11 protein-coding genes are annotated in these 13,296 nt (G+C 40.6%); 2 read left to right on the top strand and 9 right to left on the bottom strand.

Annotation, left to right across the window (positions count from 1 at the left end):
• Window positions 1-46: 46 nt before the first annotated feature.
• Together lspA and DSL64_RS00970 are read right to left on the bottom strand one after the other, a co-directional pair.
• Window positions 47-559 carry a signal peptidase II gene (lspA, locus tag DSL64_RS00975; protein WP_115828766.1) on the bottom strand — a complete coding sequence of 171 codons (513 nt, stop codon included), beginning with the start codon at window positions 557-559 and terminating at the stop codon, window positions 47-49.
• Between the two features lie 16 nt (window positions 560-575).
• On the bottom strand, window positions 576-1,064 hold the full coding sequence (locus tag DSL64_RS00970; RefSeq protein ID WP_115828765.1) for a GNAT family N-acetyltransferase: 489 nt from the start codon (window positions 1,062-1,064) through the stop codon (window positions 576-578).
• A gap of 100 nt (window positions 1,065-1,164) precedes the next feature.
• Between DSL64_RS00970 and DSL64_RS00965 the strand changes: the two genes are divergently transcribed.
• Window positions 1,165-2,985 carry a M61 family metallopeptidase gene (locus DSL64_RS00965; RefSeq protein ID WP_115828764.1) on the top strand — a complete coding sequence of 607 codons (1,821 nt, stop codon included), beginning with the start codon at window positions 1,165-1,167 and terminating at the stop codon, window positions 2,983-2,985.
• Between the two features lie 306 nt (window positions 2,986-3,291).
• On the opposite strand, the gene DSL64_RS00960 is transcribed toward DSL64_RS00965, so the two are convergent.
• Both DSL64_RS00960 and DSL64_RS00955 read right to left on the bottom strand, forming a co-directional pair.
• A complete protein-coding gene (locus DSL64_RS00960; protein WP_115828763.1) occupies window positions 3,292-4,065 on the bottom strand; it encodes a TIGR03915 family putative DNA repair protein in 774 nt (257 codons plus the stop codon).
• Window positions 4,065-5,321, bottom strand: coding sequence for a putative DNA modification/repair radical SAM protein (locus DSL64_RS00955; protein ID WP_115828762.1), 1,257 nt, complete (start codon window positions 5,319-5,321; stop codon window positions 4,065-4,067). Before DSL64_RS00955 ends, DSL64_RS00960 begins: the two co-directional genes overlap by 1 nt.
• A gap of 153 nt (window positions 5,322-5,474) precedes the next feature.
• On the opposite strand from DSL64_RS00955, the gene DSL64_RS00950 reads away from it, so the two are divergent.
• Window positions 5,475-6,200, top strand: a complete 726-nt coding sequence (locus DSL64_RS00950; RefSeq protein WP_229216908.1) for a TlpA family protein disulfide reductase — start codon at window positions 5,475-5,477, stop codon at window positions 6,198-6,200.
• A 9-nt stretch (window positions 6,201-6,209) separates the two neighbouring features.
• Here DSL64_RS00950 and DSL64_RS00945 read toward each other — a convergent pair whose 3' ends face one another.
• The 5 genes from DSL64_RS00945 to DSL64_RS00925 all read right to left on the bottom strand — a co-directional run bounded on the left by DSL64_RS00945 (window position 6,210) and on the right by DSL64_RS00925 (window position 12,947).
• Window positions 6,210-6,938, bottom strand: a complete 729-nt coding sequence (locus DSL64_RS00945; protein ID WP_115828760.1) for an alpha/beta hydrolase — start codon at window positions 6,936-6,938, stop codon at window positions 6,210-6,212.
• Window positions 6,939-7,049: 111 nt separating this feature from the next.
• Window positions 7,050-9,467 (bottom strand): ABC transporter permease, encoded by a 2,418-nt coding sequence (locus DSL64_RS00940; RefSeq protein WP_115828759.1) that lies wholly within the window; start codon window positions 9,465-9,467, stop codon window positions 7,050-7,052.
• A 254-nt stretch (window positions 9,468-9,721) separates the two neighbouring features.
• Complete coding sequence (locus tag DSL64_RS00935) at window positions 9,722-10,813, bottom strand: T9SS type A sorting domain-containing protein (protein ID WP_115828758.1); 1,092 nt, start codon at window positions 10,811-10,813, stop codon at window positions 9,722-9,724.
• Window positions 10,814-10,838: 25 nt separating this feature from the next.
• Window positions 10,839-11,525, bottom strand: coding sequence for a hypothetical protein (locus DSL64_RS00930; RefSeq protein ID WP_115828757.1), 687 nt, complete (start codon window positions 11,523-11,525; stop codon window positions 10,839-10,841).
• A gap of 51 nt (window positions 11,526-11,576) precedes the next feature.
• Window positions 11,577-12,947: an immunoglobulin domain-containing protein gene (locus tag DSL64_RS00925; protein WP_147300310.1), complete on the bottom strand. Its 1,371-nt coding sequence runs from the start codon at window positions 12,945-12,947 to the stop codon at window positions 11,577-11,579.
• Between the last annotated feature and the right edge of the window lie 349 nt (window positions 12,948-13,296).

The following is a 13,296-nucleotide window of genomic DNA, read 5'->3' as shown; positions in this document are numbered from 1 at the left end:
CCGGTCTGAACGGCGAAAGCCGGTCTGCACGGTAAAGATGCAACGATTAACCATTAATCATTGATCGCTTCTTTTTCTCTCTTAAATAATTCTGTAAAACAAAAAGTATCAACGCGACAGAAATTGATACATCTGCCATATTGAAGATTCCTGTTTGGAAAAAACCAAGGTCGATATGAAGGAAATCCGTTACCGAACCATGGATAATCCGATCATAAATATTACCGATTCCGCCCCCAATAGCAAAGCTTAACGCAATTGCGCTTAGTTTAGTCAGGTGTTTTCTGGTAAACAGATATACTATGCCATAACTTAAAGCAAAAAGTGGAATAATAGACAGAAGAATAAACTTCAACAGATCGGGGAGGGCACTCCCTATACTTAGAAATGCACCGGCATTTTCTACTTTTGTCAGAATAAAATAATTTCTTATAATACTGATTATTTCATTATCAGTAAGCTGCTGCCGCACAATCGTTTTAGATACCTGATCACAGCCGATGTTAGCCAATAAAACGAGTAGGTAAAGAATATTTCGTCCCAATCTTTTTGTATTCATAAAGTGTCAGAAATTATTAGAGATCGAGGGTCATCAGTAAAGAATTGTGTTCTGTTCCGTCCGGAGCTTTTATCACCAGGGTCACATTTTCTTTGAATCTGAAACCTATCCGCTCATAACACCTTATAGCGTCCACATTATCTTCAAAAACAAACAGGTGTATATATGGTTCTGTATTTGTTTTCCTAAATTCCTCAATCGTCAAATTGATCAATTGAGTACCTATTCCTTTTCCCCGGTTCTCCGCTCCGCCTACTAGTAACCTCCCCAAGCGTGGCGCATGAGCTTCTTTTGTAATAAGTTCAGCGAACGCTAGAGGTTTTTCCGAATCATCACAAAGAATGTAGGATTGTTTGTTGGGATGTGAGTCCTGATAAGCTTTGACCTCATCAAAAGACAATGGGAAAGCCCAGTTGTAGCTGGCAAAACGGAACAAGAGATCAGGGTCAGTGACCCAACTTTGTAAAGCTGGAAAATCCGCGTCAATATATTTTCTTAAAAACAATGTGCTGCTATTTTTGAATTAACAATTTCTGACTGTAATATTAGTTAAAACTATCTTAAACCAGCAGTTTTTGCACTTACCTTATTCATAACATTAATTCATGAAGAGAAATTTAATTCTGGCATCATTATGCCTGCTTCCTTATCTTACCGAAGCGCAAAAATTGTCTTATAATATATCCTTTCCCAATGCTGCGCATCACGAAGCGCACGTTGCTTTGGAAGTAAGTGATTTTTCTCAAAAGGAGTTGGTTGCAAGAATGAGCAGATCTTCTCCGGGCAGATATGCAACGCACGAGTATGGCAAGAATGTATATGACGTCAAAGCGTTTGATAAATCAGGAAAGGCTCTGGAGGTAATAAGGCTGGATGGTGACATTTATAAAGTTGCAGGACTAACCGGTTTTGTGAAAATTGAGTACACCTTATACGCTAATCACCCTGACGGAACCTATGCTGGAATTGATGCAACCAGTATGCAGCTCAATGCACCTGCTACCTACCTTTGGATAAAAGGTCTTGAAAAAGCTCCTATTGATGTGAAGTTTCAAATCCCTGCCGGGAAAAACTGGCAAATCGCAACGCAACTGAAACCTTCATCTGATAAGACGAAATTTTCGGCTCCGGATCTCCAGTATCTGATGGATTCCCCTGTTAAAATCGGAGAGCTTAAAGTAAAAGAATGGACCTTGAAAAATCCGGATACCAAATCTTACCAATTTGAATTGGCGCTGGAAGCGGACGGCCCTGATGTACTGGTGACGGAATTTGCGGGTAAAGTCAAGAAAATTACAGAGGAAACGTTACCTGTTTTCGGAGAATTACCTGCGTTTGATTATGGTAAGTACATATTTATCGCCAGCGTAAATCCATATGTAAAAGGTGATGGAATGGAGCATCGAAACAGCACTGTTATTAATCGCCCTGCTCAATTTGATGGTGCTGACAATCTGCTTGGCGTATATGCCCATGAGTTTTTTCATGCCTGGAATGTGGAACGTCTCAGACCCAAAAGTCTGGAGCCGTTTAATTATGAAAAAAGTAACATGAGCCATGAACTATGGTTTGCTGAAGGCTTTACGCAATATTACGGCGGACTGATCATGAAAAGAGCAGACTTCATAACGCTTCCCAGTTTTCTGTCCACTACAAGTTCACTGATCAATACGAAGGAAAATACAGCAGGAGCAAAGCGTGTATCGCCGGCCCAGGCTAGTAATCAGGCTATATTTGTAGATGCTGGCGTGGCTGTTGACAAGACCAACTATGCCAATACCTATACATCCTACTATCCATATGGTGCATCCATCGCATTGGCGTTGGATCTGGAACTCAGGGCTCGCGGACTCTCTCTGGATACTTATATGAAAGCATTGTGGCAGCAATATGGAAAGCCAGAGAAGCCGTATGTAATATCAGATCTGGAAAAGGTATTGGCGCAGGTATCAAAGGATCAGGGGTTTGCAGCATCATTCTTTAAAAAGTATGTAAATGGCACTGAATCATTTAATTATGCACCTTTACTGAAAAAAGCAGGTTTTGAGTTGGTTAAAGAATTTCCTGGTCAGGCGTGGTGGGCAGATACGCCTCTTGAATATACAGATGCTGGTTTGAGAATAATAAGTGGTACCCGATTTGATACGCCGTTGTATCAGTCAGGGCTCGATGTGGATGATTTGATTATATCCGTTGATGGGAAAAAGACTGTCAACAAAACAGATTTGGATAAAATTCTTGCCGAACACAAGCCCGAGGATCAGATCTCTATAGAATTCAGTCATAGAGGGATTGTTCAATCGGCTGTGTTGACTCTCAAAGAAAATCCCCGTTTAATTGTTAAAACCAACGAAGAGCTGGGTTTACCGGTTACCGAGGAAATGAAAAAGTTTCGGGCTTCCTGGCTTGATAGTAAGATCAAGTAATTGGAAATTGATGTTTGCCCTTAGGTAAAAATCGGAATACCGATGCCATTAAATGATATGACGAAAGAAGTGCCGTAGGTATGTAGCAATCGCGTTGCATGCCTACGGCATTTTTTTCATGCGGGTATTGGCTTTGCATCTGCCGAAATTTCATCCCTCCGGGATTTGTAAAAGCCCCAATTTTATTCCAGATTGACGAAACCTAAATCCCGTTAGGGATATAATTTCGGTAGAACCATATTAATCCAAGAGAACAGAAGTGCCGTAGGTACGTAATATCTAGTACTAAAAATTATAGACCAACATTTAAAACGTCTGTTTTTCAGACAAATATTTCCAATACCGGCGCGGTACATGTTGAATGTGTAACTTCATATTTTTCCGCGCCGGAATATTGATGCTTCGGAAATAGTCTTTCCACAGAATAGAATAAAGTTCTTCTTTTTCGTCCAGTACACTTGCGGGCAGGGTGTTTAGAGCCGGAGACATCTCCTGAGAAAAATCAAAAGTGATTTCCTCTACTTTTTCCAAATCATAATAGAGACCATACTTTCTTTTCAGGTCATAAATGATCCACTTCTGATCGGCATAACGTTTTTTGAAATGGTCTGAAATAAGGGGCAGTACGTTGAAATCCGGCTCTATGTGCGCGTAGAATATCCTATCGGACGTCTCTTGAAAACGAATGAAGGCTTCCATGCGATGTTTTTCCCGATGTACTTTTCGTGACATTTGCGCAACCGCTAGCACAACCGGATTGCCAAAGTTTTCTTCAGCCCCTTTCGGATTATCGAACACATATCGGATAAAATCAAAGATATACTGGTACATTTCAGCCTGTTCCGATAAGAAAGCTTTGTAGATATCGTGAAGCCATGATGAGGATAACTTTTTCCTAAGCCCGTTCCACACGCGGTTTGCTTTGACATCATTGCTGACAACTGAAAAGGCTTCATTGAAAGCATCAGGCATGTACCGGGCTGAATCGACGATTTTTACCTTTTCCGCCTTTTGTTGATATCTCTCAAAAACAGCGGTAAGCAGCCCCTCAAACGATCCATCGAAAATATATAATTTCATCAGAAGAGAGATAACTGATTGGTAGCTTGTTTGCTATACTTACTAGTGCTTTCTGAAAGAATCAGATTTTTAATGTGTCCGCCTTCAAACTCTTTTAATTGGAGTGGGCTATCCGCATATCTGATAAAATGCCTGGCCCGGTTAAAGGCGATACCTATCTTTTTTAATTGATTTTCATATAATCTGCCGAATTTCCGGGACTGCACAATTTTCAGTGCTGAAGTAACTCCTATCCCCGGTACGCGCAGGATTTGTTTATAGTCAGCGGTATTTACATCCACAGGAAACTGATCCAGATTTCTCAGTGCCCAGCTGAGTTTCGGATCTATATCGGCATCCAGATTTGGGTTCGCATCATTAAGGATTTCTGTAATATTGAAACCATAAAATCGCATGAGCCAGTCTGTCTGATACAGCCTGTTTTCGCGAATAAGCGGCGGTTGACTTCCTATAATGGGTAAACGATTATCATTACTGATCGGAATATAACCCGAATAATAGACACGTTTCAGATTAAATTTCCTGTAATAATGATCCGCTGTATGCATGATTTCCTTATCTGATTCAGGTGTAGCCCCAATGACCATTTGCGTACTTTGCCCGGCAGGCACAAATTTGGGTGTACTTTTGATCAGCGCTTTTTCATTATTCAGCTGCTGAATTTTATCTTTTATCAAGCCAAGCGGAGCTTTTACATCTTCATGAGATTTGTCAGGAGCCAATAACTTCAAACCCAATTCTGTCGGCATTTCCAGATTAATACTCATCCGGTCCACATAAAGACCTGCTTCCTGCAACAATTCAGCACTAGCACCGGGAATTGTTTTTAAATGAATGTAACCGTTGAATCTTTCTTCTGTTCTGAGTTTCTTAACAATATTCAGAAGACGCTCCATAGTGTAATCGCCATTTTTGAAGATTCCGGAACTCAGGAAAAGTCCCTCAATATAATTGCGTCTGTAGAAATTCATGGTGAGGGAAACCACTTCATCCACGGTAAAAGCTGCCCGCTTTACGTCATTGCTTTTTCTGGAAACGCAAAATGCACAATCATAAATGCAATGATTGGTCAACAAAATTTTGAGGAGGGAAACACATCGTCCATCCTCTGTATATGTATGGCATATGCCAGAGCCCTCAGCGTCGCCGAGACCCTTATTATGATTTTTCCTGTTACTTCCACTGGAGGAGCATGAAACATCATACTTTGCAGCGTCGGCGAGTATCTCCAACTTCTCACGAATCCTTTCAAACATACAGGCTTTTCAAAATGTTGAGTTTCTAAAATAAACGGTTGAGCTTTCCAGTTATATAAACGATTAAAATCAATTTTTAGATCGCATTTTTCCAAAATTATTTTTGGATTATTTCCAATTTTAAAAAACCGACATAGATTTATGTCCTTCAAAATGTTTACCCCTTTTTTTCTGGGAATTTATATTGCCTGCAATACAACGGGTTACGCACAGATTAGTAGCTACAAGGGGAAGGTAAGTCAGCAAATAGTGATGAACAGTTCGTCCGTTATCATTGACAAATCCTCCGGAAGAAAGCTCACTTATGCGACCTACGATCAAATGCTGAAGAGCAATCCTGGGAAGTATCGCACCCAGCCGGTATTTGACAAGTATGGGAAACCTTCGTCTTTTGAAGTGATCGTTAAAAAAGCAAGCGATGTCAGACCGGATGGTTCTGTAATGATGAATTCAGATCTGATGCCTGAGGTAGGGGAAACGCTGCCGCCATTTGTAATGACCGGACTTGATGGCATTGAATACAATTCGGATAAACTTAAGGGTAAATACGTGTTGCTTTGTTTTTGGGTAAAGTTTGAAAAACCCCTGTACACCCTGGCAAGCACAAAGATAATCTCCTCTTTTATTGAGGAAAACCGAAAAAAAGGTGTCGAAATTGTTTCATTGGGCACCACGCTTAATACCGAGGATGAATGCCGGGAAGCAATCCCAAAGCGGAATTGTGGTTTTATTCCTGTTCCGGATTCCTATGGTTTCAATCACAGATATAAAATTGGCGAGACTCCTTACTTTATACTATTGGATCGAAAAGGTGTAGTGAAAGCAATGGCTCCGCATACAGAATTTGTTGCAACAATAGGTGAATTGAACCTTAAATGATGAGGCTATTTAAGGCTCATTTATAAATTGTAAAATTGAAGAGAGCGCCATCTGATGTTGCTTTTCCCTGGAAATGGTTGCGGATTCGTCTCCTAACTGGAAACCATAATAGCCAAATTGGGAATGATTCGCTCCCTCAATTCTCTTGTAAAATGTGCTTTCGGGTAATTTTATCTTATTGACTTCAATATCTTTTTCTTTCGCCACACCGTCACAGCTTCCATAGATTTTCATAAATCGGGTTGAGCTTTTTGAGAGATCAATATCTCTTGGGTGTGTGGTTGCCAGCAAAACAGCTTTGTCGATCAATCCTGGATTTTCATAAACAAACTGAGCAGCCATTTTTGCACCCTGAGAGTGGCCTGCCAATATGTAAGTCAGAGATGTATCTGCCAGGATTTGCAGATCTTTTACTTTATTGTAACCAAGTTTGGCTTGCCTCCATGGCATTTTGATCAGATACGTTTTAATTCCATTTTCTGCCAACTGATAGCAAAGAGGAACATAGGCATCAACATCCACCAAAGCGCCGGGAAAGAAAATCAAGATGTTCGGTGACTTTTGTTTGGTGGCAAACGATATAAAATCATCCTCCTCTTCGACGTCCACTCTGCTACTACTTTGAAAATAGGCTGGCTCAACCCCATGCGCCTGCATAGAATAAATGAGCCAGCCAGTAAATCCTATTCCCCCAAGTATCCAGATTCGCTTTAATATTTTAAAAAACGATTTGTTCATTCTTTTAAGTAGTAGCGAAAAATGAATTTATATTATTTACATTTTATAATGTACTATTAATCATTTACTTACAAATAGAATAGCTTATGGTTATTTGCCTAAGGCTACTTTTTATTCTGATCTTAAGCTTTTGACGGGATTTGTCAAAGCAGCTTTGATGGATTGGAAGGAAACTGTAAATAAGGCTATTACCACGGACAGTAATGAAGCCGTAGCCAGCATCCACCAGGCAACTGTGATTTTATATTCAAACTCTTGTAACCATTTGGTCATCATCAGCCAGGCAACCGGGAGGGCAAATGCGATGGCGATCAGAACCAGTTTGATAAAATCTTTGGAAAGTAAGCCTACCACGCTAAGTACAGAAGCTCCCAATACTTTACGAACACCAATCTCCTTGATACGTTGTTCGGCTGTGAAGGTCGCAAGTCCGAATAGACCGAGGCATGCTACGAAAATGGTAAGGCCTGTAAAAATACCCAGGATTTGGCCTGTACGTTGTTCGGCTTTATAGGTTTGATCGTACCGCTGGTCGAGGAATGAATAGGAAAATGGTTCTTCCGTCTTGTATCCTGCCCATACGGATTTCAATTCGCCAAGAAGTTTTTCCGGTTTGTCAGTTTTTACTTTTACGATCAGATTACCTGCTTCTCCGCCAAGCGTCATTACCAACGGCGTTATTTTCTCGTGAAGGGATCGGAAATGAAAATCTTTTACAACTCCAATTATAGTATAGGTTGCCTTATTACCCTGATTATCATTCCTACTGATCGTGTGATTGATTGGGTTATTCTTTAAACCAAGCATGTTGGCCGCAGTTTGGTTGATAATCACCGCAGAAGAATCCGTACCGAAATGATCCGAGAAATTTCTTCCGACAACTATATCCATACCCATCGTATTGATATAATGATAATCCACTTCATAACGGATGCCATTCACGAGCTCATCTGCTTTCTGATCCGCATACATCATATAGTTGTTGTTATAAGAAGGACCTGCCGGAATGTAGGAGGACGAACTTGCATCAAGGATTGCAGGATTTTGCAATAACTCGTTCCGAAAGGTATTTTGCTGTGTTCCAAGAGCCCAGGTGTCCAGTATGAGTACCTGATCTTTATTATATCCCAGCTTTTTGTTTTGTATAAATTTTAACTGCTGATAGACTACAGTTGTGCCGATCATCAGTGTTACCGATATGAAAAACTGAACGACAACCAAACCGCTTCTGAGACCGATACTGTTTTTGTTAGATATAAATTTACCTTTCAGAATGGTTATTGGCTTAAATGACGAAAGGAAAAATGCCGGATAACTTCCCGCGAATATGCCTACTAGTAGTCCAAATACAAGCAAGGATGGAATAAGCACAGGGAGCGTTTGTACTTCAAGAGCAAGATCTTTGCCGGATAGTTGATTGAAAAGAGGCAAACAAGTGTATGCCAGAATGGTGGCCAACAACATGGCGAAGGCGGTCAGTAAGATTGACTCCATCAGGAATTGCCAAACCAGCTCGCTTTTCTGTGAACCCATTACTTTCCTTACACCCACTTCACGGGCTCTTTTAGAAGAGCTTGCTGTCGATAAATTCATGAAGTTGATGCAAGCGATGATAAGAATTATAGCTGCGACGGCTCCAAAAATGTAAACATATCTGATATCGCCGGCCGGACTAAGGTCATATACAAAATCTGAAAAGAGGTGAATATCGCTGAGTGGCTGAAGTTTCAGTATTAAACGATTACCACTTTTCTCAAATTCGGACATCGTTACGCCCATGGCTTTTTTTAGCTGTGGGCCCATGTATTTTTCTACTGTTTGCGGAAGTTTGGCTTCAAGCTGCTTGTAATCGGTGCCTTTGCGGAGTAGTAGATACGTAAAAAACTCGGATGTCATCCATGAATCAGATTTTGAATCCTGAAGACTTTCCATTGACATTAGCAGGTCGGCATGAAAGTGTGAGTTGGACGGCATATTGTGCATCACGCCGGTAATCTTAGCAGCTTTATCCGATCCTTTAAATTTGATAACATTGCCCAATACATCTGTTTTTCCAAAGTATTTATTGGCTAGTTCTTCGCTGATTACCACGTTACCAGGTTGAATCAGCGCAGTTTTAGCATCGCCTTGTATCAACGGCAATGTGAAGACCTGAAAGATGTTAGCATCAGAGAAAAACATGTTATCTCCGTTGTATTGCTTATTACCAACAATCACTTTCTGTCCGCCTGCTTGTCGAAGCCGTGTTGCTTCCAGTACTTCGGGATATTCTGATTTCAGTGTAGAGGCTGTGGGGGGCATCACATGCGCTTCATTAATTTTTGAACCATTCATATCGCCTTTGAAAGTAACGCGAACGATACGATCGGCATTTTCATTGAAGCGGTCGAAGCCCAATTCATCCAGTACATACATACTGATGAGCATACATGATGCCAGTCCGATGGACAGTCCGGTGATATTAATGGCTGAAAAAGCACGGTTTTTCAGAAGATTCCGCCAGGCGATTTTTAGATAGTTTTTAAACATGGTTGCAAGAATTTAGGGTGATGGGCAGGGGGTAGAGGTGATTTCGCTAACCTCTGATCCCTTGCCTTACCCTCAGGCTAATAGATCATACAAAGTTACACAACATTTCCGGTACATTGTATAACATAGTTCTTTGTATAAAAATATATACCACAACAAAAAATGGCCTGTTAGGGCCATTTGATGCAATTTGTGAGAAGTGAGATGTCCGTATTCGAACACTTTTGTACGAAAGTGGTCAGATGAGCAGATTGCTATTCATGGAATATTTTGAAAATAGATACCAATCCGTTTTCCTGTTCAAGATGCACAAAGAATACACCTGAGCTGTAGGGCTGCATATTCAAATCCATCTCTTTTGAGGTAACTTCAGAACTGAAAAGTACTTTACCTGTCGGATCAATAAGCCGGAGTTTTCTTACTTCCTTGTTTCTGATGCTGATATGCAATGTATTGCTTACAGGGTTAGGATACAGGGTTGCCCAGGAAAATTCCGGGAAATGGACAGACCGGATAATACTGTATGCGAAGCTGCCATCCAGATCAATCATTTTAAGTCTGTAATAATTTACTCCCGATTCCGGCGAATTGTCTGTAAAGGTATAATCTTGTTTCTCCGATGAATTGCCGGTAGCATTTACAGCACCTATGGTGATCCAGTTTTTACCATCTGTGCTTCTCTCAACCACAAATTTTTCACTGTTACTTTCAGAAGTAGTTGACCATGTAAGCAATGCGGTCGATTCCTGTTTCACTGCTTTGAAATTGGTCAGTACCACCGGTAGCGCCCCTGAATAATCCAAAGTGACTGTAGCGAGGTTGGATTCTTGTCCGGTTTTGTCTTTGACTGTATACTTGAATTCTGTTTGATTCGAAAAATCTGTAACAGGCTGATAAACAAACTGTCCGTTTACAATACTGACCGATCCATTTGCAGGTTGTGTTTTGATGACCAATGATGCCGGATCCAGCTCTGCGCACGAGGTAGCGTCATTTTCCAATGGATTGATATAAGCAGCCGTATTCCTGATCCCTTTTACGTAATCATTAACAGCAATTGGTTTTCGGAATTCAAGTGCTATAATTACCGATTGATCGGACGCACACCCGTCAATATTTAACGCAACGGCAGCGTAGGTTCCTTCCTCAGAAATGAGTAGATCACTTCCTGAAAAACCGGGTAGAATTTGCCCGTCTTTACTCCATTCGTAACCATTTGCACCTAACGAAGTAGCTCTTAGTTTTACGCTAGTGCCATTACATATCAAAACTTCCTTTCTCCCGCCTTGCCCAAAGGCAAGACGGGAAAGGAGTAACAATAACGTGACTGTTATTAAGTTTTTCATGTAATAAAAGGCGAGCCAAGGAGAATTAAAGAAGTTGGATGTCTGGCGTATTTGGAACAACCTTATCTTTCTTGATCTCTGCGGATCCTAGTATAGCATTGGCGACCTTTCCTCCGTCTGATTTAAAACTTCCATCTGTAGGCAGGTTATAAACTCTTTCTGATCTGTATGTTCCGATATCAGTCACAGTAAGTGTCGGGCCTGTTTCTGACAATAATTCCTCTCCCTTAAACCATTTGTATGTCGAAGCAATGGTGACTCCGTAGGTAGCTAAGCTTGCGGGAATATCAGTCAGTGAAGCCGTAATTGTAGTACTTATTGTGGTAAGATTGTTACAAAAGTCGCTTATAGCTGGGGTTAAAGTAAGTAATAACTTAGGCAGCACAACTACGGTATGATTTACCAAGTTTGAAAGACAGCCACCCACTACATCCAGAATCCCAAGAGATAGTGTCTTTGTTACGGCTGCAGTTGTGCCAGTAGCCAGATCAAAAGTGTAAGTAAGTGTCCCGTCTGCTGCAATTCCTGAAGTAATATCAGTTCCGTTGTCTTTCCATACGTATCCAGCCAGGTTTCCTAATGCCGGCTTCAATTGAAATGACTCGCCACTTAGAACATAGTAGATTTTACCAGCTGGATTTTGAGCACTGGCATTAAACGCTGTCATCAATAGCATGATAGCAAAGCAGATGGAGGTAATTTTCGTTTTCATAAAATGAACTGTTAATTGTGATAGATATATAAAAAGTTTATGGTATTCATGTTAGGGTATTAAGTTTATAGGAGGGGTTGATGGCGCATTTACAACGTTAAGATTGACCTGATGTCTGGCTGATGGCAAAGGGCAACCTGGCTTAGTTACATCGACGTAGTAAGTCCTGCTTCCTGTAGCTGTCATACCGGTTGGTGTATATTGTTTATTTGTGATGAGTGAGTTGCCTCCTCTCAGACCAGTATACCAATTGAAAGATAAACTATTAACAACTCCTTCCAATGCGGATGCTGCGGTGAGCAGAATCGAACCAACATTTGTGCAAACTGTATTGGTTACCGGTACCGAAGGCGCACCAGGAACTCTTCGTACATCGTGTACGTTGAGAGCATTGGCAGCGAGATTTACACCAAGAACTGCCACATTCAGACTAAGTTCTAATCGATCAAAAATAAACGCTTGCCCATTAGTTTGTTTAGGGTAATAATAGAATGTCACTCTTTTATCATTATTCAACAAACCTAACAGATCGGCACTCAATAAATCATTGGCAAGTTGGGTTGTGCTTACTAACGTTTCACCATTATACGCTTTTAATTCTATGTTAGTGGCTAAGTTTAATGCCACGAGTGAGCCACTGCGAGATATAACGATTCTTACAGCATCGCTTTCATTTGAGTAGCTGTTGAAGAAAAAAGTCTGCCGTATTTTTGTGTTACCAAGCGAAAGCCCATTTGTAGCGAATGATGAATGGGTTACGGTGTCCCCGTCTATGGCATTTACTGGATTATTGACTGTAAATCTCCCCAGTAAAACTGCTGCATCTTCCTTTGTTGTCACATTAGGTAAACCGCAGTCCCCAGCGTTGAAAGGATAAGGATTAGATGTGTTGGTAGCATTTTCGGAATGGAAAGCATAATAAATCCTAACCAAATCGTTCGTTCCTGTATTATTCAATGTGATTTTTACCGCCTTAAAGCTTTCAGTTAGCGTAATCGCCAGGAAAATGGTGCCATCGGCTAGTGAGTAGTTTTTGAACGGATTTGTAGTAATAGCTGTTCCTGTAGCCCTGAAGCCTACAACAGAAATAACGTTCGAATGTGTAAGGGCATTGATGTCTGTCCTTACATAGATCGTAACAGGCGCTGCAGGAGTCGCGAGTCTTTCGTTTGTAAAACTCAGAAGTATGGCGGCACTTCTACCGAGCCCATCCGCCCTGAGCGTGGCCGAGTTATTATTAGGTTTATTGCCGACTGCATCATTCGGAGTACCAATTGTTCCATAACCAAGTAAAGTAGTTCCACCCGCTTCCGGTGAAGCAGCTGTAGCATAAGTCGCTCCACTTGGCTGAGCACTTAGACTGTCAGCGAAGACCCCCATTACCATCAAGACAGTCAACCAGATTGAGCTAATGAATCGCATTGGAACTTGTACTTGAACGTTGAGTAAATGTTTGTTTTTTTCTTGATTCCTGGTGCAATTATAAATAGAATTAGTTTTACAAAACAAATATTATTTTCGTTGGTGCAATAAAAATTACCAAAAACCGTTAATCTGGTTTGTTTTGGCGCACTCGGTTACAAAAATATTTTTCATATGTGTTTAATAAAGTTTATTCTATACTGAATTATGTTTGTTTTGTGGTTAATTATATTTACACCGAAATGGGTTGAAATTTATTCTAGAGTATGATCGATATTCGTGATTTTATATCATGGATATATTTCTGTTTTATAGAAATTGTTTGATTTTGATTTAACTTAAACGGCGT

It is taken from the genome of Dyadobacter luteus, from assembly GCF_003383615.1.
GTDB lineage: Bacteria > Bacteroidota > Bacteroidia > Cytophagales > Spirosomataceae > Dyadobacter > Dyadobacter luteus.
The sequence above is the reverse complement of the archived record's forward strand: the minus strand, read 5'-3'. Positions and strand labels throughout refer to the sequence as shown.

What these genes read in the sequence shown, in the direction of transcription:
- DSL64_RS00955 (WP_115828762.1), bottom strand. Translation starts at nt 5,321, where the DNA reads ATGTTTGAAAGGATTCGTGAGAAGTTGGAGATACTCGCCGACGCTGCA.
- DSL64_RS00925 (WP_147300310.1), bottom strand. Translation starts at nt 12,947, where the DNA reads ATGCGATTCATTAGCTCAATCTGGTTGACTGTCTTGATGGTAATGGGG.
- DSL64_RS00945 (WP_115828760.1), bottom strand. Translation starts at nt 6,938, where the DNA reads ATGAACAAATCGTTTTTTAAAATATTAAAGCGAATCTGGATACTTGGG.
- DSL64_RS00960 (WP_115828763.1), bottom strand. Translation starts at nt 4,065, where the DNA reads ATGAAATTATATATTTTCGATGGATCGTTTGAGGGGCTGCTTACCGCT.
- DSL64_RS00930 (WP_115828757.1), bottom strand. Translation starts at nt 11,525, where the DNA reads ATGAAAACGAAAATTACCTCCATCTGCTTTGCTATCATGCTATTGATG.
- DSL64_RS00935 (WP_115828758.1), bottom strand. Translation starts at nt 10,813, where the DNA reads ATGAAAAACTTAATAACAGTCACGTTATTGTTACTCCTTTCCCGTCTT.
- DSL64_RS00950 (WP_229216908.1), top strand. Translation starts at nt 5,475, where the DNA reads ATGTTTACCCCTTTTTTTCTGGGAATTTATATTGCCTGCAATACAACG.
- DSL64_RS00940 (WP_115828759.1), bottom strand. Translation starts at nt 9,467, where the DNA reads ATGTTTAAAAACTATCTAAAAATCGCCTGGCGGAATCTTCTGAAAAAC.
- lspA (WP_115828766.1), bottom strand. Translation starts at nt 559, where the DNA reads ATGAATACAAAAAGATTGGGACGAAATATTCTTTACCTACTCGTTTTA.
- DSL64_RS00965 (WP_115828764.1), top strand. Translation starts at nt 1,165, where the DNA reads ATGAAGAGAAATTTAATTCTGGCATCATTATGCCTGCTTCCTTATCTT.